We start from the raw sequence: 24,628 nt of genomic DNA, 5'->3' as shown, positions 1-24,628 counted from the left end.
CATTATCATTTATCGATAAACCAATTGAGTGCAATTCATGAGTAACGACAGAACCCATAAAACCGTAGAACAAGCAGAAGCGGAAGGTAAATACATTCGTAAAGTTCGCAGCTTTGTCAAACGCGAAGGCAGACTGACGAAAGGTCAAGCCAAAGCTTTGGAGACTTTGTGGGATACCATGGGTTTAGATCACAGCAAAGGTATGTTGGATTTAAACAAAGAGTTTAACAATGACAACCCTATTACCTTGGAAATTGGCTTTGGCATGGGCAAATCGTTAGTTGAAATGGCAAAAGCTGCACCTAATCGTAATTTTATCGGTATTGAAGTACACCGCCCTGGCGTTGGTGCCTGTCTGGCACTTGCCGAGGCCGAAGGGGTGAGTAATTTAAAAGTGTACGAGCACGATGCTATCGAAATCCTTGCGGATTGTATCCCTAAGCAATCTGTCGATACGGTGCAATTGTTTTTCCCGGATCCCTGGCACAAAGCCCGTCACCATAAACGTCGCATCGTAAAACCTGAATTTATTGAAAGCATTCGTCAAATACTGAAAATGGATGGTGTGTTTCATATGGCGACTGACTGGGAAAACTATGCGGAGTGTATGTTAGACGACATGCGCCAAGCTGAGCATTTTGAAAACCTGTCAACGACTAACGATTACGTGCCACGCCCAGACAATCGACCACTCACGAAATTTGAAAACCGCGGACAAAAGCTGGGCCACGGTGTGTGGGATTTACAATTCAAACGCATTAGTTAACGTATGTTCTCACCAGACCACAAGGACTAACAATACAGGACTTGTGGTTTGTCTCCAGCTTCAGCTTATCGCCACAAAGCGTGTAAGACATATCTCACAAGAGAGTGCGATAACTACCGCAATTTTTCCTTTCAGTTACGGCCCCTATTCCCTGCATCCCTTTTAAAATATGGGTTTTCCTGATTTACACGGTTTATGACAAACTTATGACAGCAAAGAATCGAAAAAAACTCGCTATTTTTTACGATCGCTTACGTCAATAATTAAATCGTCAGGATGACAGAGAGGTTCAGGATGAGCCGGCAAGGAAGCAACAATTCATTTTTAAGCGCAAGCTTAAAAATAATGCTCGCAACAGGATAGGTCTTTCAATCATAGATTGTTTTGACTCCTAACAAAAACAAAGTTATCCACTGAGCGAGTTTAAACCAAAAATAACAGATGTATTGGATGAAAGGATACCGGTTCACCAAGTCGTAATTACTGGCTTAAACAGAACTCTAAAGCAGCAGGATGCTTAAGTTTAAGATATGGGGCGTTTTCGCCCCTTTTTTTATGCACTTCGGATAAAACCGCACTAGACTCTAATAAATAGACTTCGGCTGAACTCCGAAATACCAATAATACTAAGATAATACATCGGCCAGCAGACCCTCGCCTGTAGCTCGCCAATCAAAATAATGAAACGACATTTTTGCATTAGCGACAACTTATCTCACTTACACTTGTTCTCTCTTGAGTTAGAACAAAAAGGCTTTTTACCGCCGCAATTTCGAATACTCAGTGATCAACCAGGTATTAAACAGCTTAAAACCTATTTCCCTTCCGGTTTCTATTGGTTTATTAATTTGTATCGTTCTGAAATTCATACCATTTTTTGGTATGTCATCGCTGGATTTTTATTATATCTGGGATATATCTTAGGCTTGACCAACACCGATGCAGGCTGGATCCCGTTAATCGCCATCATTATTGTCTTTGTCGCACTAACGACCGTGTTAAGCTCCCCTGATGGCAAAGATTCTATTTTAATTAATCGGCAACGACTGGCCCATGAACTGGAATCAGGCAAATATGTACTGTTACTTGAGGTAGAAGAAGAGCAGGAAGTGACTCTATTTCAAACAATTTTATTGCACCCCGAGCTCGAATTCGGGGAACTAAAAGAATAAATCACCGGACTAAAAGTACTGACAAGCACCAGCACTTTTGAAAAATCAAGATGAAACTACTCTAACGGAGCTGTCCAGTATTTCGCTTTCACATCATTAATAAATTTTTGCCATATCTCATCGGGTTGCCAAACTGCCAGTAAATCTTTCTTCGCTATCGCTTCGGATTCATTTAATTGCGTTACTCGGTATAGGTAGGTAAATACCGCTCCGCGCCAGTTTAGTTTACAATGAGTCAGGGTAATCCCATCGTTTCCATCAGGCTGCTGCATCAAGGCCACGTAATGTTCGAAATCTTCAATCCTTGGGTTTTCCCATACGACCGGAATATTGTGATAGGTAAGCCCTAATTTGGCCAGTAACGCTGATTCTTCGCTACGATCCGATGGGATCAAATCGATAACCTTGGTCACTCCGATTGCCTGTAATGCTTCAAACTGCTGTTGATTGGGCTGGCCGGAGCTCATCATATTCTCGTTATTCACCTGAAAGTTTTCCAAACCCGATAGCCTTGAATATGACTCGGTTTCGTCGGCTGTTACCAGGTTGACGCTGGCAAGATAAAGCCCGGCAAGCGCAAACAGATGTAACAAATACTTCACCATGGATTGTCCTCTCCCAATGATTGTTTAACGTCCGCAAACACTATGCCTGACCTGCATTTGCACAATAAACTCGCCAAATTAATTGTCGATACCCGCCGCCCAATGAATTCCGCCACTAAGATGCTGCAAGAATTCGGGGCTTTGATAAGATTTTTGGGTATGCCCTAAACCGGTATAAAAGGCTCGGCCCTGCTTTACGCGGTGTTGCCAGGCAATCGGATGATCACCTATAGCCCCGGATCCTGCATCATAACTGCGTTCATCGAGTGACAACAACACCTCAACCTCTTCTCGTGGGTTGCGATTAAAATTATACCACTCATCGCTATGTAACCAGGCGTCATTAAGGTGTTGCGTTGCCAGCTGATCATTGTCTTCAACGATCAACCTCGCCTGCTGTACTTCAGGGTGGCTGATAAATTGTGCCCCCACTAACTGTCCATACCAGGGCCAATCGTGTTCCGTATCGCTGGCAGAATGAACGCCGACAAAACCGCCACCTGTTTCAATGTAGTGCTCAAATGCCGTTTGTTGTTCGTCATCAAGGACGTCGCCTGTGGTATTTAAAAATACCACTACCGCATATCGTCCCAGGCCTTCTTTTGAGAAAGCTCTGGCATCTTCGGTAAAACTTAAGCGCCAGTTGGCTTGTTCGCCAAGCTTTATCAGGGCTTGCTGACCACTGGCGATGGAATCGTGTCGAAATCCCTTGGTTTTACTGAAAACCAAGATGCGCGCTGGCGCTGCCGTTGTCGCACCAATTTCTTTCTTATTCTTTTTCGTTCCAACGTCTGAACTTCCTTTGGTTACTGATTTTTGACTCAACTGACAACCACTAAATCCCAACACAGCGATCAGACACAACAAATAAACGCCAACAGTTTTCATAGTAAAAATCCATCTTTGCAAATGCTATTGTTCGCATAACAAGCTCAAGGAGCATCAATGGCGCTTGTTCAGGCTTCACACCTGATAATTCCCATTTAAAAACACCATTATTATCAGCATAATACATTAAAGAGACGAGAATAAAACCAGGCCACTAAATATATTCATCGATTCCTGGCACGGTTGCATTAAATAGGCGTTAACCAAGTCGGTAAATCTTTCGGATTGTGATTCACATCATAAATCGCCAGAGCTTTGCCGTAACACAACGTGTAACGCAAGAAATTAATGATTCAACACCATTAACGCCTTTTTCTTTAGCATCGTTTGTTTTATCGTTTCCACTCTCCTTTATTGATCAGAACGATATTAATTAAGAGCAAATAACAATGAAATTATCAATTCCACTGATTTTAAGTGCTTTCATCATAGCCTGCGACTCTAAACCTTCAACACAGACTACTGACGAAGACTCAAAAACCGCAGAGCAATCTCAAACCTTAGAGCAACGTCTTTTGGATTCACAACAGCAATTTGAGCAAACTCTAAAAAACGCTGAAAAGCAGGTAACGGATAAATTGCAAAAATCCAAAGACACGCTTGAAAAAAACGTTGATGAACACGTCGCTTCAGTACAGAAGTCTATTGATCAACACCTTGATCTATCTGAGATAGATCTGGATAAAAGTGTAGAAAAATCAAAGCAGAGTGTTGAAGAGACTTTAGAAAAGGGTGAGAAATGGCTGGCTAACGAATTGGAAGAATCGAATGAATTGAAAGAAAAGCTGAAAAAGTTGGACTCGATATTTTCTGGAAATGGTAAAGAATAGACCTTTCAATCAGACAACATTCGTTTGCAGGTCAAAATCGATTAAGCGACAAGCAGTTAAGGTACCTTTGCCTTAACTGCTTCATATAACTACAGGCTTTACCTTCGTTGTTTTGACATAAAAAACTGATAGGAGTTAACATCTTGCAGTTTTTGTGAAAAGCTTAAGCCCAACTGCACTAGTTGCGGATCGTTGTTATATCTTGCCAGGATCTGTTTTAATCGATTCAGGGCGTCGCGGGTATTGCCAACGCTGTCCAAGCTCAATAGATATACATACACATACTGCACGTTTTCGGTATCTAGTTGCGAGGCTTTTTCAAAGGATTGCAGAGCTGCTTTCTTATCACCAGCACGAACCAGGTGCATACCGTAACCATAGTGCAGCATTGCCGATTTTGGCACAGCCTTAAGACCTGCCTGATAGGTCGTGAGTTCCTTATCCACCTGATTTAACCCACGGTATAAATCCGCAAGATTGACATAGGCAGGATCAAAATATGGGTCGGCAACAATGGCTTGTTCCAACGCCTGTTGGGCTTTGTTGTATTCACCCAATGCAATATGCAACATACTCTGGTTTAAGCCGCCTTCGCCACGCCAGCGGTTTTGTTCATTACTCTCAAAAAGCTCTTTGATGCCATTGGCTAACGATGGTGAAAACTGTACACCTAAGTTCATTACTTGCTGCGCGGCAGCCACTCGCACTGCTTTGTATTCGTCATCAAGAAGGTTCATATATAAACCTTGCTGCTGATCTGTTGGTAGCATAAAGCCCATATGCGCCATCGCCAGGCGAATTAACGGCTCATCCGATTGAATCCAGGGTTTTGCCATCGATTCATTGATTGATTCGGTGCTATTTGCAAGCAGGCGTATGGCACTGGCGCGATGTATTTCATTCAATGAATCGCTATTAATAACATTTAGGTGTTGTTGTAAAGTTATCGGGTTACCATGCTGTAAATTGCGATAATGTAGCTCATCGCTACTCAATGCTTTGGGTTTGCCGTGCAGTTTTCGAAGCTCGCTACTCGCCCAGCTATTAGATTTATCGTCATGACACTTGGTACAGGCATTCGGGCTGGAAAAGCGGCTGCTTAAATCAGGACGCGGGATTTTAAAGCTATGATCTCGCCTGTCATCAACGCCCATATAGGTGGTTTCGCTCATATGACAATCAACACATTGGCCGCCTTCTTGATCCAATGGATGGCCGGTATGCTGCGTTTGTTGATATTTGTCAGGGCTATGACATTGCAAACATAAGCCGTTACCCTCAACCTTGATTTTCATCGTATGTTTATCGTGACAATCAAGACAATTGACCCCGGCTTTGAACATTTTGCTCTGTAAAAAAGAGCCGTAAACATACACCTCTTCTTTAATTTGCCCGTCACTGAAATACAAAGGATGTGCCAGCATACTCGGTGAAAACTGATCTAAGAATGCGGTGCCCGGCTCAATGCCATCGGTAAGAGGTGAGCGCAGCGAATGGCAGGCAAAACAAGAATCCATGAATTGATTATCTCGTTTCTCGCCTTGCCAACTTGCCACATCTTCACCCGCCATTCTTAACCACTGGCCGATATCCTGATTTGATCTTGTTACGGATGGTGCTTGTACGAGTGCAGAATATGGGTCTGCGCTTTGCGACTGATGATTTTCCATATCGCCATGACAAGACTGGCACCCGACATTGATATTGTCATAGTGGCTGGAAAAAGTATTTTTGCTGGCGTCATAATTGCGCGTTAAGCCGTCGGAGTGACAATCGGCACACATGCCGTTCCAGTTTTGCATCGGTTGTTGCCAATGCAGTCGATCCGCCGATTTAATGTCTTCATCCGCATACATAGGATACCAGCGTTGGCCACCATCGTCTTTGTTGCGACTGTCCCAGGCGAACGGAAATACCTGTAAACGTCCACCATCGGCTTCAATCAAATATTGCTGCAGCGGGAAGTGACCAAAGACAAATTTTGCTTCATATTCAACGACGTTATTTTCATGGTTCAGCGACATGAAATACTTGTTTTGTTTTTGGAAAAATTTCGCCGTCTGGGAAAAGTGCTGAACACTGACACCATTGAAATTGCCGAGTACCGTTTGCTCACTCACTTTCGCCATGGCTTTGGCATGGTCCGATTGCTGCCACGCTGTAACCTGCTGTTGATGGCAATTCGTACATTGTTCCGGCGCACCAGTATTAGCAAGAGTGACATCGCTAAAGGCAATGAAAAGTAGGAAACTGATTAGATAAGTTGAAAACTTCATTATTATTTTTATCTGGGTAATTCTAAAAAATGTTGTGATCCAGACATATCGCCCGAGCCAAAGTTAATGCCAATCACACTAAGTTTGTGTACAACTCAGAGTTAGGGCAGAGGTTCAATTACAACATAGATTTTATTGATATAGTCATTCTATATTAATGAAATATAGGGCAGTAAATGGGCCTCTCACTGAGTGAGCAATAATTAAATGGGATTGGTATAAGTACTTCATTAAACCACAATTTATTGAAACTACCCTATGGCTTTCGGGTATTAAAGTCAAAAAAATCCCGCCGAAGCGGGATTTTAACTTAAGTGAAGTGTCTTTGATTTAACCGGTTATCGTACCGAACGTCTTCTTAGTGCAAGAGGAAGCATTAACAGGGTGAGCCACGCTAAAGCACCACCTGATTTTTTCTTCTCTTTCTTCTCTTCTTCCGGATAGATACAGCTACCGTTATCATCGGTTGCATTTTCATCGAAGTTGTTGGCATTTGCATCCGTACAACCATATTCAATGCCATCAGACAGAACCGTCAGCATAAAGCTGGCACTTGCCATATCGCTCGGATTTGACGCATCAGCAACCGTTACAGTCACCATGGTTTCACCATGGAAATCCAGTTCAGGCAACAATGAAAACGTACCGCCCGGCTGATGACTGTGGATTTCCGCTGTAACGTTATCACCGCTCACGTTAACGATATTGCTACGATTATCCGCATCTGCATAGGAGATCAGAAGATCATTTACCGATTCGTTCTCGTTGATCGTTAAGTCAGGATATACGCCCATGGTCAGGTTACCATTAACAGTAATTGCCTGTTGAACTTCAACTGTCGCGATACCTTCAACGTCGCTCGTCGTGGTAATGTTCAGATCTTTACCTGCAGCATCTTCATCAACGCGAGCTTGCAATGTCACCTCAAACCGACTCATCTGCGGGCCAACATAGTCATAACAAAGCACCAGACCATTCGATAATTTCTCATCGATATCATCGAAGGCGTACTGAGTGCCGGAATAACCATCCAGAGGACCAAAGGTAGAGCGAATGCCGGAATAACCATGGATACCCACAGTACCAGCGCTTTGACCTGCGAAATCGAGGTTATCATAAGCCATGATCACTTCATACTGACCAGCACCAAACTGGTAAGGACCTAAGTTGAAAATCACCTCAAAGTCGTAACGGTCGGTATTATTCTCAACCACGTTTTCCTGCAAAATCCAATCCCAGTATGACGATTGCGAACGGACATTATCCCACTCAACAATCACGGTCTGATCTTCAGTGTAAGCAAAGGTAATACCCGAGTTTAACTCGCTATCCCAAATATTTGGCTCATACGGCGTACCAAACGCTTGTCCAAAGAACTCACCTTTCCAAAGCGGTGCTACCATAGCATCTGGGAAGTTAGTCATTGGGAATGGCATGTGGAATGGGAAGAACAGCGGCAGATCATCGAACTGCAGATATCCCATCGGACTCAAGGTAAATTGTGGGTAAGACTGATACTCGTGATTATGATACAAAGAATACGTCGGATTACCGCCCCATAACCAGGCAAATGGTAAGGATAAGTTTTCATTCCAGACGCCACCCCAATCCGGGCCAAAGCCGACTTTAGTTAACAAGTCGATATAACCGCCATCATGATTCGGCAAACCGAATGATGGTGTACGACACATTGCATCCTGTAAGTTAGTTGTTACCAGATACTCAGGTGCCACTTTCGAGGTATCGGCTTGCACGCCACTAACCACAATCGTATTACCGTCAACCATTAGCTGCTCTTCACCAGAGTTATGCAATTGTATTGAATCAGCAATCGGGCTCATGCCTTCAGGTAAGGTCGTGGTCAAGGTAAAATTGCGATCACTACCTGTGGTGTTTTCCATGACATTTATGGTGACATCAACAACATCGCCACCAGCAGCCATAGTTTGACTGGTCTGGATCTGGGTGTCGTCTTTTTCGCGGTTTAAACGATACGGAATTAACCCAAGATCTGCCATGTTATTGGCATCAGAGCCCAGCTCCATTGCGCCGTAATAGATATCGCCGGACATCATGTCCATGTTCCACTCAACATCTAACTCGAATGAAGATGCACCATCATAGCTTTGCGGACCACTTACCTGAATGCTGTCGGATAAGTCATTACCAACAACTGCCGTTGCTACCGTATAGGTATCCACTGGAATCGGCTGAGATGGATCCCACCAGTTTTTCCAGTTATGGAAGACAACCCAGTATTTACCCGCATCAGGGTTATTGATGTTACAGAAATCATTTCGTAAATCGCTTAACGAGATACAAATTGCTTCTTCATCCATCTGTACCATGTTATCGCCATTGGCATCGATACCAACGATAATATCTAAGTCACCACGAATGTAATCTTCAATTGCGGTGGTATCATCAGAGCTAATCACCTCGGCGATCAAACGCTTGCTACCTGCTGGCACATCAACCCAATGTGTATAGGTAGATTCATCAAGCACACCACTGATAAACGGTGAAACTGAGGTTTGTGCCTGAGGTAAGGAAAAACTCGTCAAGTCCGCTTTTTTCTCTTTGTAGCTCGTGACATTCAGATTTTTGAAGTTTGCACTTGTCAGGCTACGTAACGTGTATACATCGTTATTACGGTGTGCCGACATGGTGATGTTTTCAGGTAACGTACCGTGGTTGTATTTCAAAGCAACCGGTATATAACTATCGGCACTTTGTTGATTATCTTCTTTGATAACCACGCTACCATGAACTTCTACTTCGGAATTGTTGATGGCCGATTGTGAATCGAGTATTTTCGCTTCAAAAACAACCGATTGCTTCTGGCCTTTTTTCAGTGCAAAGCTTGAAGGGTAAGATGCCAGCTGTACCGAGTATTCGCCGGTTTGCGTTTCTACCGTCCAGCTGCCGTCATGAGTGGCTTCAAACGTGCGTACCCAGCTACAGCTACCTTTACAGTTAAAGTTCACCAATTCTGGCATATTCAAGGCTTTCACATCACCGCCGTTTTGCGGATTAGCAAGCATGAAGTTTTCGGATGTTTCATCCAGAATAAGGCCCGCAGACGCTGCCGCGGCCACATCGACTCGGCCAGAACCTGCACGATAAATACCAGCCTGGGTAATACCATCCGGCCAGCCCGCATCATAACGAACGTTACGATTGGCAGTCATCATGATCGCGGATTGAATTTGCGTCGCTGTCCAGTCTGGATTTACCTGACGGATAAGCGCTGCTGCACCACTGATATGAGGTGATGCCATCGACGTACCGCTATAAACCGCATATTTGCTCGACAGATTTACAGTTGAGAATGGATGCTCGTCGGCAGCCCCAGCATAAATATCAACACCAGGCGCAGAAATTGACGGGATCAGATGCTCAGGGTTAGTTTGGCTAGGTCCACGAGAGGAAAAGTCCGCCAGCATATCGGCATTATCTGGATTCACATTGCGGTTTATTTCACTGGCTGTGATAGTTGCCATGTGGCCGCTACCGGATTGCAACCAAGGGATCAATGACCACTGTGCATCGCTGCTGATATGTACACCCGGTATCGAGTAAACGTCATTGTTTAACGAATCGCCATATTGGGTGTTATAAAGAACAAAACCGCCAGCACCACCGGCAGCTACGTTATCGGCTTTAGCAACCCGGGCAATATCACCGCGTTTACAAACAACGATTTGATTTTCGGTAAATGTATCCGCTGCAAATGGCTCAAGACAAAGCTCGTCACCATAGTTAGCGGCTAATACGATTTCACCACTGAATTCACCAGAAATACCTTTACCTTCAAACATGCCAGGTGCCGGTGTGTCACCGCCGCTCAAGCTACCTAAAGATTTACCGGTAATATCGATAGTACGTCCAGTAGTTGTTGCACCAACGGTTAATAACCAAGGTGACGTATGATCTGCAGAAGACATGTATTCGTGGAAACCATCGGTACCGCTATTACCTGCTGATGCGGCAACGACTATGCCTGCTTCCTGGGCCGATAAGAAAGCAAGTTCAACTGGGTTTTCCCATGGGAACTGCTCACTACCACCTATGGAAAAATTAATCACATCAACGCCATCTGCAATGGCATCTTCGATACCCGCTAATAACGCTTCGGTCGGACAACCGGCGTACGGATCACCAGCGCCCCCCGGATAACAAACCTGATAAGAGATAATGTTTGCATGTGGAGCCACCCCCGAAATGGTGCCCATATTCAAACCCGTGTCGATACCATCGCCATCACCAACCTGTGGTACTACATACGGTACATCATAAAGGATGTTACCGGCTGCCGTACTGGCGGTATGGGTACCATGGCCGTTGTAGTCTTCACCATTTTTCGGTCGAATTTGCACCCCTTCCATCCACTCTGGATGATCTGGCGCCTGAAATTCTAATGCGTTATAAACATCGGTAATGACATCATAACTGCGCACACCAATCAGTTTGTCGTTACAAAGACTGACAAATTCGTCCTTAGCACAATCACCGACATAGTTGCCATCACCAAACGGGTTAACATGTTGATAGCCGTCGCCGCCAATGGCAGCAAAAGATGGATGATCGGTATTAATACCGGTATCTAGGACACCAACGATCAGTCCTTCGCCTTTCATTGCTGGCACGCCTTCACCACCCGATTGCCATACTTGCTCGGCACCAATCAGTTGTGGGCCGATATCGGTGTGTAGCTCATGTAAGGTTGAACGAGTTACCGCAGTAACCTGAGGTAAACGGGCCAGTTCACTTGCCTGTTGCTGATTTAACTCAACCGAGAAACCATTGATCGCAACGGTAAACTGCTTTCTCGCTTCAATCGCCATGCCACGAGCGCTTAAATTATCGATAAATTGATTTTGTTTGTTTTTCAGATAATTTTGATAAGCATTGATATCTGTCTTATTTCCAGCACCAGCAAAAAGGTTGAATTTCCCTTGAATGCCTTGGTTATTGGTGTTTGACAGAGCCGTAGCGTTTAACCCCTGAACGCCACCTTGGTATTGAGTAACCGGCGCTTCTTTCATACGCACGATGTAGGTATGGCTACCATCAAGTCCATCTTCCGGACTGAATTTTTCGGCGCTGTTAGCACGGGTAATATGTTGGTTAACATTGTCAGCACGCTTTAATACGTTGTTTTGCGTACGGCTTTGTTGGCGGCGCTGTTGCATCTGCTCGAGCTCCGCTTTATCGAACGGTAATTTTTTTAAACTACCACTGCTTAGTGTTGCTGATGAAGGCTCTGCCAATGTGGCAGCCCCTACTCCTAAGGCATAGCAAGCGCTGGCTATGCAAAGGGAGATAGATTTTAGTTTCATCGTGTTCTCCATGATTGTTATCATTTTTAGTTATGATTATGCGAACCACTCTTACTGGTGGACCACTCATGTTAAACACCATCGCTGTGCAAATACCCGTCAATTATTGTGCAAAATTGTGTACGAAATGAGGTCTGATGTTGTTGCGATTAAGTTGTGCAAAATTGTACACAGACCTTTAAGTACGGTATATACAGGGTTAGTATCTACTGTCACAAGCGCTAATAACCCAATATCAAAATAACGATAACAAGCAGTTAACAATAATGAAGTATTCCCGAGCCTGTATATTTGCCGCTCTATTGTCGGCCAGTGCAGTTGCAGCTCAGCCATCTGATCAAGAGCCTTCTGAATCATCCGGGATTCAGGAGCGAAATGTGTGTGAAGGTGATTGTGTCGAGAGCAACAGCTGGGCTGTGGGTGCAGCACTTGGTTACGGCAAATATTCCAGTCCTTTGCATAGCGGTGCAGGGCTTAGTGGTAAAGAACGACATATCGCCTTCCTCCCCTCTTTCTATGTCTATGCTGACAATTTCTATATTGAAAATACTGCGATCGGTTACACCTTGTTTGAAGATCAATTCTGGTCCATTGATATCAAAGGCGAGCTAAATCCAGATGGGGTTTATTTTCAACGTAATAAACTAGATGCGTTTTTAAGTACCACAGGCAGCGCTGGGCTATTTCCACTCCCTTATCCAGACGAAGATACAGAGCCCAAAGACGTTGAGCGTTCTCTGTCTTATCTAGGTGGTGTTGGTGTCGACTATTATCCTAATGCCAGCTGGCGATTAAGCATTGATTTATTGACCGATATCTCAGCGGTGCATCACGGTCAGAAACTCGGTCTGGGTCTGGCCTATCAAAATCAGTTTGGTGACTTAACCTATCAACTAAGTACAGGCGCGCAATATCGAAGCCAAGCGCTAAATGATTATTACTACGGCGTCGAAAATGGCGAGTTAATCTACAGGAGCCCTGCTTATCTGGCAGATGCAGGATGGAATCTCAATTACGAGCTAAATTTTAATTATCCTATTTATGAAAAATTTGCTGTTATCGGACGTTACCAGTATCAGGATTTAAGCGAACAAATCGTCCTCAGTCCACTGGTAGAAGACAATTCTACTCACTATTATTTTATTGGGGTGAGTTGGCAAATCGGAGGGGGATTTTAATGAAACCCTGGTGGTTATTAGGTTTTCCGTTAATTTCTCCCATCGATAGCGCCCGCGCTAATCAAGTAGCTCTGTCGCCAACCCATTGTGTAAAAACCCAGCATTCCTGTGAACTTCCGCTCACCATCACCTGGAATTTCGACCAACCCAGGGACTTTTGTCTGCGCAGAAAAACCACTAACGAAGACTTGTATTGTCATAAACAAACTCAGCAAGGGAAAATTACGATTCATGTGCCATTTGCGCAAAGTGAGCCACTGCTATTTATTGATCTACAAACCAAAACTACGATTAAGCAGTTCAGCTTGAAAGTTATGGTCCCCAGTACCTTGCGCAAACGCAAACGACACGCATGGAGTATCCTGTAGTGATCACTCATCAAGAAAATACATCGAGGCTATGCCTGATTGAAGACGATATAAAACTGGCGGCATTAATTTCAACCTTTTTTGTCAATAATGGCTTTGAGGTTTGTCATTTCGAGAATGCTGAATCCTTTCTCACTCACGGTAAGCTATCCCAGTTCGATGTCATTGTTTGCGACATTAATTTACCCGGTTTAAATGGCTTTGATATATGCCAACGGTGCCGTGAGTCTTACCGCGGCGTTTTTATCTTTCTTACTGCAAAAACAGAAGATATTGATCATATTTCGGGACTGGATATGGGCGCTGATGCTTATATTGCAAAACCGGTAAGGCCGGCAATTTTACTGGCAAAAATTAACGCCTTATTGCGGGCGGTAAATCGTCATTCGTCGACAACAGATTCGCAATGCATTGAATTGCCAAAATTGTCCATTGATAATAACGCCCGAAGCATTCATGTCTGTAACAAACGCTTAACATTAGCCACCGAAGAGTTTGATTTACTCTGGATTTTGATCAGTAATCGGAATCAAACCCTGAATCGGGAGCAGCTATTTTTACAAGCGGTTGGAAGAGAATATGACGGGCAAGATCGGATTATTGATGGCCGAGTCAGTCGAATTCGTAAGAAGTTTAATCAGATAGAAGACAACCCATATGAAATAAAAACCGTATGGCGTAAAGGCTATCTGTTCGCCCAGAGATAGCGAGTCCGTCCATGCGATTACAATTTATCAAACTATTCTTGCTGATTTTTGTCACCTTATTCTTTGTTGCTATCGTGACCGACAAGCTTTCTCAGCTTTCCAAAAGCCCGACTCAGCACAGCATAGAACTCGAGCAAGTATTTAGTACGTTTCAAACGAACAGTGAGACGGACATGCCTTCCCAAATTGCCCGTTCCATTGCCATCACCAATTTGCACTGGCCGGGCGATATGAAAGCCAAGCTATCTGCTGCACAAGTTGTTGCTCTGCATGATGGCAGGCAAACTTTCTACTATCGGCTCAATGACAAAGATAAAACCAGGGTTTGGGAGATGGGGCCCTTTCAAAACCAGATTGAAGACGATGTGATTGAGCCGATAGTGATCATTTTCTATTTCAGTTTTGCGGTGTTTTTGTTTTTATGGATATGGCCAATGTTTCGCGATTTAGAAACGTTGAATCAAGCCAGCAAGCGATTTAGTAAACACAGAGAAATCAGCAAACTTGCTATCAGTAAGACATCACGGGTTTATCCTCTGGCACAAAGTTTTAATCAAATGGCTAACCAATTACTGCGCTATATGTCATTGCAACGTTTCCTTGCCAGTACCCTATCCCATGACATTCGCACACCAGTCACTCGCATCGACTTTTGTTTAGAAGTGATGGATCACAAAAACTTTTCAACCATGAAAACCTCCATTCAGCAAGATATCGATGAAATAAACGGTTTAACCCATGAGTTTATTGAATTCTCTAAGCTTGAAGAGGAATATGACAATCTGGATATTAAGCGCCACAATGTAACCTCGATGCTTTGCTCTTTAACGGAGAAAATGCAAATCAGTAGTCATAAAGCCATTAACCTCGCTAATGATTGTCCCTTGTATTGGCGTTTTGATGAGAGTTTTTTGCGACGCGCGGTGCAAAATGTCATCGCTAATGCCCTCACCTATGCCACGCTGCAGATAAAAATTGAGGCGAAGGTAATTGACAATAACTTGCTGATTGCCATTGAGGACGATGGTAAAGGGCTAAGCACCACGTCATATAAAGACGTCACTCAACCTTATGTCCGCGGTAAAGATATTGAGGATCTAGGTAATGGCTACGGATTAGGGCTGGCATTTGCCAAAGTGATTTGTGAATGGCATCAAGGAAACCTAAAAATAGAACAATCACAATCCCTGAATGGCTTAAAAGTATTGTTCCGATTACCGAACATTACTTGAGCGCGCTGCACCAAAAGCTTACTTGAGCGCGACAATGTCGTGTAAATCTCCGGTGCGACCTAACGATAGAGACATGATTGGGAATGCATTACCGACAGGAATGAAAAACAATCGACTGTCTCCCTTGCCTCGAAGGTTTGGATCGGAGCTCGATACCGTACCTCCTGCGATCAGGTGATTATCAATTAAGGTCAGCCCACGCAAAAAATAGCCTAATTGAATGTTCGGCAACTTGGGATGAACCAACTGACCATTAGCGGAGTCGCAAATATAAAACCCTTGCTCACATGGCACGAGATTATGACAAGCTTTACCAACATTATCGGTGCGCTCAATCACATTGAACTCATGATCCAATTTTAAATAAAAGCTATTTTTACTCTTGTCGGAGCCTGCCGAATTATGAGCAAGTAAATACAGGAAATTCTCATCAATATGGATGGAATTAAAGTGATGATAGTCCTGGCTATTACGCGCGGTTTTTCGAACATAGTCCGTCGACATACTTCCGGGCTGGTAATCAAATCCTTGCGTATATACAAATGTGTTTTCAATCCGACCATCAAGATTGCAACGCCAGACTACATTTTGACGGGTATTGGTAACCCACAACTTATTGTTAAAACAGACAATTTGATGCACTCTGACCGGTATTTTCACCTGTCCTTCTGCACTAATAAAATTGAAAGCTTGTTTCTCACAGGCTTTATTGCCAGATAATTTAAACGTAAGCGCCAGGCTGCGTTCGTCCTGGGTACCTTTTTGCACGTAAGTCACGGCGAGATAACGGTTATCGGGAAGTTGTGTAATGCCGAAATAATTTCCCGACAGCAGCTTGTGTATTCGGCCCTGATCGAACAAATACAGACCTTTGCTGCTACTGAACAAAAATTTAAAATGAGATCGTTGCTGGGTAAAGCCGTATTGGCCAAGCAGGCTTTTGAATACGTTAAAACTGTAACGTTTCATGTTTTGTATACGTTCTATGCGCATAGCTTCTCTCTTATTGTTGATCGCACAGCGTTGTTATATCGATTTACAACGTCCTCATATGCATGCGTCCCATATCAAATAGAATCGAATGGCCATCTTTGTCTGGGTGCATCCTAAATATAAGAGTATGCCATTTTGATAAAAATACGAGAATTTAACCGCAATAGCCGATAAACGTCAGATTTGACAATGGATTAGGCACAGACCATCCTGCGATGCAGTGTATCTACGTCCCTAAAAGCAAAATAGCGCCAGAAGGCGCTATTAAAAAGTGATTGGAAGTTGGCTTAGAAAGGAAGTTTCATGCCCGGAGGCATCTGCATACCGCCAGTTAAAGAGCCCATTTTATCTTTTGTAGTTTCTTCAACACGGCGCACTGCGTCGTTAAACGCCGCGGCGACTAAATCTTCTACCATTTCCTTGTCGTCTTCCATCAAGCTCTCATCAATCTCAACACGACGGACGTTGTGGTTGCCGGTCATGGTTACTTTAACCATGCCTGCCCCGGCTTCACCGGTGACTTCCATACTGGCGATCTCTTCCTGAGCTTTCGCCATCTTCGCTTGCATTTGCTGGGCTTGCTTCATCAAATTGCCCATGCCACCTTTCATCATATTCGATTCTCCAATATTAATTTGGCTGAAAATATCAGCGCCTAGCCCATCCAGATATATTACATAAGATCTGGGGGCAGAAAATGAAAACGCTATGAGTATACCAGAAGTTTATGTGCCCTAACCAGACGCTTGTTATCTCGACCTTATAGGGCCTGAATACTGTTGTTGGCCACTTGAGCCTGAAACTCTTGCTGTAGTTGACGAACAAACTCATCATCACCGATCACGTCTTTGGCATATTGTAATCGTCTTTCATTGATAAGCAGTTGAATGGCAAACGGCGTATCGGCAACGTTATCCTGGACATCAACCACGACTTCAGCAGGTTGCTGTTTTAGCATAGAGTAGCATTTGGTTAAATGATCCATGGCCGCCTGACTTTGCAAATGAGCAAATTCACTGTCCAGAATAATATGTAATTGTTGCTCGCTGCAGTTATCGCCCAACACCGCATTTAATGCCAATTGCCTTAGCCGTCCGCCAAGTCCCATGGCATCGATCATATTTGCCCACAAATCAATTTGGCTGGCATCTCGTATTTGTGTGGGATCAATTAAGTCTGGGGTAAATCCATTCTCGGTATCAATATTTACGACCCGCTCTTCGGATTCAACCTGTATTTTAGGTTCCACCTCTTTGGACGATTGTTGTTGCGCCCGCTCAATCAATTGCCTGGCAGGTAAATCATCTTCGATAGCAGTATCAACACCATCGCCTTTTGTTGCAATGGTATCGGCGGCCTGAGTTGCCGGCGAATTAACGACTGGAGCTGTCTGGGGCTTTTTTGCCCTACCCTCCACGAGCTTTTTACGGCTCCTCAACATATTCCGTGTTGCCAGTACATTATCGACCGGACTTGCTGCTTCAAGCCCGCCGTCAGATGCCGTAGAATCGACATTTTTTTTCGGTTCTGTAGGTTCTACCTGAACAGTCTCGATTGCTGCACTCGCGCTATGTTTAGCCTGTTCCTGTTGCGGCGCTTCGGGCCATAATCCAGCATCCCTTGCCTGTGCTTCAAGCCCTTGTTGTTCAATGTCAAGCGTTTGCGGTTCTTCTGGCAGCGGTGCGGCCGCAGTAGACGCTTGTTCAGGGACATTATTGGCCATCAGATTAGACTCAATGGCTTGCTCTGGTTTATGCAGGTCGCTTACCACAACATCATTGGTTGATGTTTCGCTGGCAGGCAATGCAGGTTCAGGTGTTGAATTGGCGACTGGCGCCTGAGGCTCTATATTTTGTGTATCAGCAGATTCTTCCGACAAAACAGATGGTACTTGTTGTGGCGTTTGTTGATCTTCTTCGGTGTTTATAGAAGCGCGTGTCTGGGCAACAGCATCCAATTCCGGTTCAAGATCATTGTCATCGATAACATCAGAAGCAATCTTATTGACTAATGCTGTAGCAGAAACGGCTGCTTGTTCCGGTAACTGACTGCGCTGGGCGGGTTTAAACGCCAGCATGCGCAATACCACCATATCAAAACCGGCCTGTTCATCGAAACTAAAAGGTAAATCACGACGACCGTTTAGGACGATTTGATAATACAGCTGCACATCCTCCGGACTCATCGACCTCGAGAATTTTTCGAGCAGGTTATGACGTTGTTTATCAACATCAACAGATTCGGGCAGCAGTTGCCACATCGCAATTTGATGCAACAATTGCAACAGTTCGGCCAACAACCGCTGATAATTCGGTGCATAGCTGGCAATGGTCTGAGTCAGAGTCATCAACCCTTGCGAATCCTGTTTGATCAAAGCGATTAAGATTTTATACACCCAATTTTGATCGACACCACCCAGCATTTGTTGCAGGTTAGGTACCGTTAGGTGTCCCTGCCCCTGAGCGATAGCCTGATCGGTCAGACTTAAACAATCACGCATACTGCCGCGAGCCGCTTTGGATAACAGCCCCAAAGTTCCGCCATCAAAAGTCACCGTTTCGGCGTGCAAAATCTCGATTAATTTGGTTTCAATTTGTTTGGGTGTCAGAGCTTTGAGGTGAAACTGCAAACAACGGGATAACACCGTCACCGGGAGTTTTTGAGGATCGGTTGTTGCCAGAATAAATTTAACGTGCTCGGGCGGCTCTTCTAAGGTTTTTAACAGTGCATTGAAACTACTTTTTGAAAGCATATGCACTTCATCAATTAGATATACTTTATAGCGGCCGCGGCTTGGCGCATATTGCACGTTATCGAGGATCTCCCGAGTATCATCGACCTTGGTCCGGGAGGCGGCATCAATTTCCAATAAATCGACAAATCGACCTGCATCAATATCGACACAGGCATGACACGTACCGCATGGGGTTGCGGTAATACCTTGCTCGCAGTTCAGGCTTTTGGCAAAAATTCGCGCGATTGTGGTTTTCCCGACACCGCGAGTGCCCGTAAATAAATACGCGTGGTGGAGCCGTTGTTGGGTCAGTGCATTGACCAACACTGTTACAACATGCTCTTGTCCCATTAATTGTTGGAAATTTTTGGGACGCCATTTTCTTGCCAGAACTTGATAACTCATAATGCTATTTATTCGCCTTCATATTCAACCATAGAAAACACATCGACATTTAAGGCATGCAAACGCTCATGACCTTTTAATCCCGGCAGACCAATAACAAATGCCGCATGACTGACCTTTGCACCCACCGCCCGGATCAAATGAGTTGTCGCTTCTATGGTACCACCGGTGGCAAGTAGGTCATCAACCATCAACACAACATCTTCGTCAGTCAATGCATCCTGATGTATTTCCAGTGTATCCTGTCCATACTCAAGTTCATAGGTTTGCGTGTGAGTCGCCCGGGGTAACTTACCGGGTTTGCGGACAGGGACAAAGCCTACGCCCATCGCGAGAGCTAGCGGCGCGCCAAATAAAAAGCCCCGAGCTTCGGTGCCTACGACTTTGGTTATGCCCAGCCCTTGATATCGTTTTTTCATGGTATCAATACAAAGCTGGAAGGCTTTGGCATCATCAAGAATGCCGGTGATGTCACGAAAAATAATGCCGGGTATGGGATAATCCGGCACATCGTGGATTACGCTTTTCAGGTAGGATATGTCGCTTTCAGTCATGGTTAGCAAATACAAATTCAATTTGCTAACAGGATAATCGAAATCGACAAATATTTATAGTCAGAATGCCAGCAATTAATACAGATTATTAAAACCTGATTAACCTGCTGCGGCCCAGCCCTCGGATTCAAGCAACTCACCCATAACATTTAAAAATGCATCTTTTTCAATGGGTTTCGATAAATAGGCATCCGCCAGTTTAACTTCCGCCAGGCTTTTGACCATTTTCGGATCTTGAGTGCTTAAAAACATAACGGCACGTGGCGCGTTTTTTTCCATTCCCTTCAGATTTTTAAGTAGTTGCGGGCCATCCATAAGCGGCATCAAGTGGTCAACAATACACAAGTCATAGGTATCAGCTAACGCTTTGTTATAACCATCAAGGCCATTACAGGCGGTTGTTACCTTATGCCCTTGTTGTTCTAATAGCTCTTTTAACTGAGCCTGAACGGACTTATTATCCTCGACCAGTAAGATTTTCTCGGCCATTGCGCTTCCCCAATCAATCTTGATAAACAGGTAAATTAATTTTTATTAAAGGTATGTGTACCAGCCCATAAGCATAGGCAATAACGGCATACCGACTAACGCCAATAAGGCAAAAAACAAGTGACGTTTAGAAGAACTTTCTTTGAAAGAATTATTGTGAGACATTGCAAATACTGCTCCGCATTGAACAAAAACGGCGGGCATAATACCTGAAGATTCGTCTATTTAATAGTCATTTTTTCATCAATTTCTTATTTGTTCAATTATCAACACCCAATTCATCAATAAATAACCTAATGGTATGAATTAGCAGGTAAAAAAAATGTTAAAAATTGAAATCGAATTGTAATGTCGATATTTTTTTTAAAATATCTATAAGAAAAGTAGACTAAAACTATAAGATTTAAAGGCTTAATCGCTATTATTATCTATAGCCTACTAAAGACGTTTTTTATCAGCAGTCACCGTCTATTAAAGCAAAACGCGATGCCATCGCCAAAATTGAAAATCCAGGTCGGTCTATTGGCTAACGGTGAGCAAGAAGCGTTCTAACGAAACTGAAACAGCTCTTGATGAAAGCCCTGTAATTTGATGCGTTGACGCTTTAACGATTTTTGCAACGTTTTCGCGAATGCCCCTGGCCCACAAAACCACATATCGGCGGAGTCGAGGTTGCCGGTCTGTTGTAGAATATCTTCCAGAGACAATAAACCATCTACATTTTCATCGATAACAAACACATTAATGTTTGCTTTAGCAGCGAGTAAGTGGATTTTGTCAATAAACGCTTTATCCGGCATTCGCGTGCAATAGAACAAATCAATATCCTTGCCATCACTATGTTGCTCCAAATCCTCCATGCGCGCCATAAATGGCGTAATACCTATTCCGGCGCCTATCCATACCTGGCGATTAGCCGAAGATTTAAAATTAAATTGTCCATAGGGGCCCTCAATGGTTACCAAATTACCTTTTTTCAGGCGTTCAGGTAATATATTGGTATAATCCCCTAGGCCCTTAATGTGAAAACTGAGTTTTCCATCATCATGCCATGAAGACGTTATCGTAAAGGGATGATGTCCTTCGTTGCTGTCAAACTGAACGAAAGCAAATTGTCCTGGCTCGTGTCCCGGCCAGCGATCTTTCAATGAAATATCGACCGCTAAAACCCGGTTATCAGGATGCAATTCAATATCATCAATCACCCCTACGGCCGATTTACGGTTGCCGATTTTGCGAAGCAAGGACAACAATGCCGCTAACACGCCTAACCCCATGAGTGGCCCCACAAGCCATGCTAACGGTGTCTGCCAATAACTAAACTTCATTAACACTACGGAATGAAATACCAGCATTAGAAAAACAATGGCCAATAAACGATGGGTATTGAAGAACAAGCGGTAGGGAAACCATTTAATTAAGGCAATTAGGATGAGCAAAGCGACAAAATAGAACCCCCACTCACCGATTGTTTCAGCTAATTCGTGCCAATTGCGAAAAAATGCTTCGGATTCACCGTTCGCAGCAGATTTATGGGGGCGATTCGGTTTACTCATCAATCCCGCATCAATTAACCAATGTGGCGCTTTTATCCATAGGTAGTGCGCTAAAGAAAATATCAACGCCGTGATCCCAAGCCATTTATGTAAACGGTAGGTCTTATCCAGTCCTCCTAAGTACTGAGATAAAAACTTAGGTCTTAAGGCAAGCACCATTGCAAATGCCATGACCGTTATGGTCACAATACCTGTCAGATAAATCATAGATTTTCGAAACGAAAAGAATTCGTAGTTAGTTGCGAGGATTTGTTCGGCCCCCATCCAAAGGCCTATAACGAGCAGGAGTCCAATCCAGAGAACGGTTTTAATTCTAGTCATACGACACACCGAATGATTCAACTGGAATCAAGGTTAGATGAATGAAATTAACATAGTTGCTTACGATTTGATGGGGTTAATAATAGGACAGAATTATTTTCGCGCAAATTCAATCAGATAAATTGACGAAAAGCCATTTCATTATTGCATTAAAACGCAGTATTGACTGTTTGCAAACCGGCTACAATAACCAATTGGAGTATTTGCATGTTGGGTATCTATGGCCTGCGTATCTAAAAATACAAAAGGTAAAGGCCTGAAAAATAAAAACCCTGGAAGTCCAGGGTTTTCAAGAAAGTTAAGGTTGTAAGTTACTCACCACATTTACCTTCTTTCTTTTTACCTTCGCCGCATTTACCTTCGCCGCATTTTTCTTTCTTTTTACCTTCGCCGCACTTACCTTCGCCGCATTTTTCTTTCTTTTTACCTTCGCCGCATTTACCTTCGCCGCACTTGCCTTTCTCTTTCTCTTTATCGCCAGCGTCAAAGTCAGCAGAGAAAGCCACGTCCTGTGCCACGAATGGATTAGATTCAGCTTTTGCTGGAGCACTGGCTAGCAAGCCAAGAACAAACGCCCCCATTAAAGCAGTAATTAAATGTTGCTTGAACGATTTCATAGTTATCTTCCTAAGTTATTGTAACGTAACCAAATAGAAATTGAGGGTTGTTATTCTTTCGTGACCGATAAATTGCCCTTGGCCTAAACTGTCGCCCTTGCGCTACTTGAAATCCTTTAAGGATCATCATTTCACGAGATGGGACGGGCTCAGGGTATTTAGCATATAAAGCAACCGCGAAAGAGCAAAAACCCACTCACATGGTGTTGATTAAGACCATTTGTGTTCTTAAATAATTTCATTAGATCAGGAAATTATCAAGAAATTAACGTTAAAGTTACAAAAATCTTGGATAAATGATACGAAAAGGATTCGGGTTTTAAGCAAAGACTTCGAAAATCGGTAGATTTTTAGAACAGACTCAACAGTATTTACTCCGGATACTCAAGACTTTTTAAACATTACTATCAATCTATATCGATTAGGTTTATCCAATAAAAACAGGACGTCAAGACACACAGTAAACGCTAAGCACCGATAAAACCTGTTAATTGAATAATTTTCACCTTGTTTGGAATTGCCTGTTGATAATTTTCTGGCTAAAGTGAAAATGTAGCAATTGCTTTTATCTTAAAACAAGGTAACCACCTGTTTTAAATAGATATTAACGATAACTACATAGCCAGGAAGGCTGTAAACAAGGACGATGTAAAGTCGTAAAGGCAGGATGCCAAAGCATAGGGATATGCCATGTTGTACGTCACGGAGGATTAAGAGGTGTTTTAATAGTTATTGGCATGGACGCCAGACAGAATACCAGAGCGGTTTTCTATCATTATCGATAACTATTACCTCTTATGAATCTGAGACTTGGCCCCGCGCCTTATCTAAAGTCAATGAGCACCTTTCGCCATCAGCCAACTTCATGCCTACAAACCGGTAACGTCAAGGAGCCATTATGCCAAGGAAAGCGCGTAATTACTTTGCTAACACCCCGTATCTCATTTTTCAATTCGGGCACAACTTCCAACCCTGTTTTTTTGAACCACTGGACTATCAGTTTTTTATCGATCTGGTCGAGACAAACGGTGTTCAGTATCAGGTGCAACTTAACAAATATCAATTATTCAACAATCAATTTTTTATGGTAATTACAGCCGCGCATAGTCACAGCATCCCAAAAGTTTTGCAAAGTTCATGCAGTATCTATGGACGTTACGTGAACGATAAATACCACCGCACAGGCTCACTTTGGCAAGGCCGTCACAAAGCAAGTCCGGTACAAGCGGGGCAATTTCTAGAGGCTGTTTACGAATTTATGGAAACACCAATTTTGCCAAGACAGTTCAACAACAGTAAAAATGTTGAAGCCCAGTTGACAAGTGCTGATGAATTATCGACCAACATCATTAGCCGCTTATTGAAAAATCAAGCGATTGGCGATAGTACGTTTTTGCAAACGGTAAATAATCATAAATTGGTACAGTTGCGAAAAACCATCGTGCCGCGCACCCGAAACGGTTTAATGCCGCTACTTAGCGACAAGCCCGGAATCATGCGCACCTGAATCTGCAACCGACTTATACCAATCACATTAAATTATTGCTCACTCAGTGAGAATTTAAAGGCTTTTAGGCAAGGCTTTGATTGCAGAG

The 24,628-nt window shown here is 43.5% G+C and carries 19 protein-coding genes; 8 read left to right on the top strand and 11 right to left on the bottom strand.

Annotated features, from left to right (window positions below; genetic code table 11):
* Window positions 1–37 precede the first annotated feature (37 nt).
* On the top strand, window positions 38–766 hold the full coding sequence (trmB, locus tag ACHUFQ_RS08395; RefSeq protein ID WP_394174684.1) for a tRNA (guanosine(46)-N7)-methyltransferase TrmB: 729 nt from the start codon (window positions 38–40) through the stop codon (window positions 764–766).
* 680 nt (window positions 767–1,446) lie between these two features.
* A complete protein-coding gene (locus ACHUFQ_RS08390; RefSeq protein ID WP_394174682.1) occupies window positions 1,447–1,938 on the top strand; it encodes a hypothetical protein in 492 nt (163 codons plus the stop codon).
* Window positions 1,939–1,994: 56 nt separating this feature from the next.
* On the opposite strand, the gene ACHUFQ_RS08385 is transcribed toward ACHUFQ_RS08390, so the two are convergent.
* Entirely contained in the window at window positions 1,995–2,543 is a 549-nt protein-coding gene (locus tag ACHUFQ_RS08385) for a protein tyrosine phosphatase family protein (RefSeq protein ID WP_394174680.1), read from the bottom strand.
* A gap of 78 nt (window positions 2,544–2,621) precedes the next feature.
* Complete coding sequence (locus ACHUFQ_RS08380; protein ID WP_394174678.1) at window positions 2,622–3,431, bottom strand: ThuA domain-containing protein; 810 nt, start codon at window positions 3,429–3,431, stop codon at window positions 2,622–2,624.
* A gap of 389 nt (window positions 3,432–3,820) precedes the next feature.
* On the opposite strand from ACHUFQ_RS08380, the gene ACHUFQ_RS08375 reads away from it, so the two are divergent.
* Window positions 3,821–4,261: a hypothetical protein gene (locus ACHUFQ_RS08375; protein ID WP_394174677.1), complete on the top strand. Its 441-nt coding sequence runs from the start codon at window positions 3,821–3,823 to the stop codon at window positions 4,259–4,261.
* A 98-nt stretch (window positions 4,262–4,359) separates the two neighbouring features.
* Here the strand turns inward: ACHUFQ_RS08375 and ACHUFQ_RS08370 are convergent, their stop codons facing one another.
* Together ACHUFQ_RS08370 and ACHUFQ_RS08365 are read right to left on the bottom strand one after the other, a co-directional pair.
* Window positions 4,360–6,537 (bottom strand): multiheme c-type cytochrome, encoded by a 2,178-nt coding sequence (locus ACHUFQ_RS08370; protein WP_394174675.1) that lies wholly within the window; start codon window positions 6,535–6,537, stop codon window positions 4,360–4,362.
* Between the two features lie 338 nt (window positions 6,538–6,875).
* Window positions 6,876–11,879: a S8 family serine peptidase gene (locus ACHUFQ_RS08365; protein ID WP_394174674.1), complete on the bottom strand. Its 5,004-nt coding sequence runs from the start codon at window positions 11,877–11,879 to the stop codon at window positions 6,876–6,878.
* A 266-nt stretch (window positions 11,880–12,145) separates the two neighbouring features.
* On the opposite strand from ACHUFQ_RS08365, the gene ACHUFQ_RS08360 reads away from it, so the two are divergent.
* From ACHUFQ_RS08360 to ACHUFQ_RS08345, 4 genes are read left to right on the top strand one after another with little or no spacing between them, the layout of a single operon-like run.
* Window positions 12,146–13,057, top strand: coding sequence for a MipA/OmpV family protein (locus ACHUFQ_RS08360; RefSeq protein ID WP_394174672.1), 912 nt, complete (start codon window positions 12,146–12,148; stop codon window positions 13,055–13,057).
* The gene (locus ACHUFQ_RS08355; protein ID WP_138318164.1) at window positions 13,057–13,425 is read left to right on the top strand and encodes a DUF3019 domain-containing protein; all 369 of its coding nucleotides are present in this window, start codon (window positions 13,057–13,059) and stop codon (window positions 13,423–13,425) included. The genes ACHUFQ_RS08360 and ACHUFQ_RS08355 overlap by 1 nt, the downstream gene beginning before the upstream one ends.
* Window positions 13,410–14,132 carry a response regulator transcription factor gene (locus ACHUFQ_RS08350; protein ID WP_138318165.1) on the top strand — a complete coding sequence of 241 codons (723 nt, stop codon included), beginning with the start codon at window positions 13,410–13,412 and terminating at the stop codon, window positions 14,130–14,132. Before ACHUFQ_RS08355 ends, ACHUFQ_RS08350 begins: the two co-directional genes overlap by 16 nt.
* An 11-nt stretch (window positions 14,133–14,143) precedes the next feature.
* Entirely contained in the window at window positions 14,144–15,364 is a 1,221-nt protein-coding gene (locus tag ACHUFQ_RS08345; protein ID WP_394174671.1) for an ATP-binding protein, read from the top strand.
* Between the two features lie 18 nt (window positions 15,365–15,382).
* Here ACHUFQ_RS08345 and ACHUFQ_RS08340 read toward each other — a convergent pair whose 3' ends face one another.
* The 7 genes from ACHUFQ_RS08340 to ACHUFQ_RS08310 form a co-directional block, all read right to left on the bottom strand.
* A complete protein-coding gene (locus tag ACHUFQ_RS08340; protein WP_394174670.1) occupies window positions 15,383–16,357 on the bottom strand; it encodes a hypothetical protein in 975 nt (324 codons plus the stop codon).
* 287 nt (window positions 16,358–16,644) lie between these two features.
* On the bottom strand, window positions 16,645–16,971 hold the full coding sequence (locus ACHUFQ_RS08335; RefSeq protein WP_394174669.1) for a YbaB/EbfC family nucleoid-associated protein: 327 nt from the start codon (window positions 16,969–16,971) through the stop codon (window positions 16,645–16,647).
* Between the two features lie 146 nt (window positions 16,972–17,117).
* On the bottom strand, window positions 17,118–19,496 hold the full coding sequence (gene dnaX, locus ACHUFQ_RS08330; protein WP_394174668.1) for a DNA polymerase III subunit gamma/tau: 2,379 nt from the start codon (window positions 19,494–19,496) through the stop codon (window positions 17,118–17,120).
* Between the two features lie 8 nt (window positions 19,497–19,504).
* On the bottom strand, window positions 19,505–20,050 hold the full coding sequence (gene apt / locus ACHUFQ_RS08325; RefSeq protein ID WP_394174667.1) for an adenine phosphoribosyltransferase: 546 nt from the start codon (window positions 20,048–20,050) through the stop codon (window positions 19,505–19,507).
* Window positions 20,051–20,149: 99 nt separating this feature from the next.
* Window positions 20,150–20,539 (bottom strand): response regulator, encoded by a 390-nt coding sequence (locus ACHUFQ_RS08320; protein ID WP_394174666.1) that lies wholly within the window; start codon window positions 20,537–20,539, stop codon window positions 20,150–20,152.
* Window positions 20,540–21,087: 548 nt separating this feature from the next.
* Window positions 21,088–22,416, bottom strand: a complete 1,329-nt coding sequence (locus ACHUFQ_RS08315; protein WP_394174665.1) for a ferredoxin reductase family protein — start codon at window positions 22,414–22,416, stop codon at window positions 21,088–21,090.
* Window positions 22,417–22,727: 311 nt separating this feature from the next.
* Window positions 22,728–23,033 (bottom strand): HvfA family oxazolone/thioamide-modified RiPP metallophore, encoded by a 306-nt coding sequence (locus ACHUFQ_RS08310; RefSeq protein ID WP_394174664.1) that lies wholly within the window; start codon window positions 23,031–23,033, stop codon window positions 22,728–22,730.
* Window positions 23,034–23,931: 898 nt separating this feature from the next.
* Here ACHUFQ_RS08310 and ACHUFQ_RS08305 point away from each other — a divergent pair.
* Window positions 23,932–24,540 carry a transposase gene (locus ACHUFQ_RS08305; protein ID WP_394174662.1) on the top strand — a complete coding sequence of 203 codons (609 nt, stop codon included), beginning with the start codon at window positions 23,932–23,934 and terminating at the stop codon, window positions 24,538–24,540.
* Window positions 24,541–24,628: the final 88 nt, after the last annotated feature.

Origin of the sequence: Thalassotalea litorea (genome assembly GCF_043642205.1) — a bacterium.
Lineage (GTDB): Bacteria > Pseudomonadota > Gammaproteobacteria > Enterobacterales > Alteromonadaceae > Thalassotalea_A > Thalassotalea_A litorea.
This window is presented reverse-complemented; position numbering and strand designations above follow the sequence as displayed.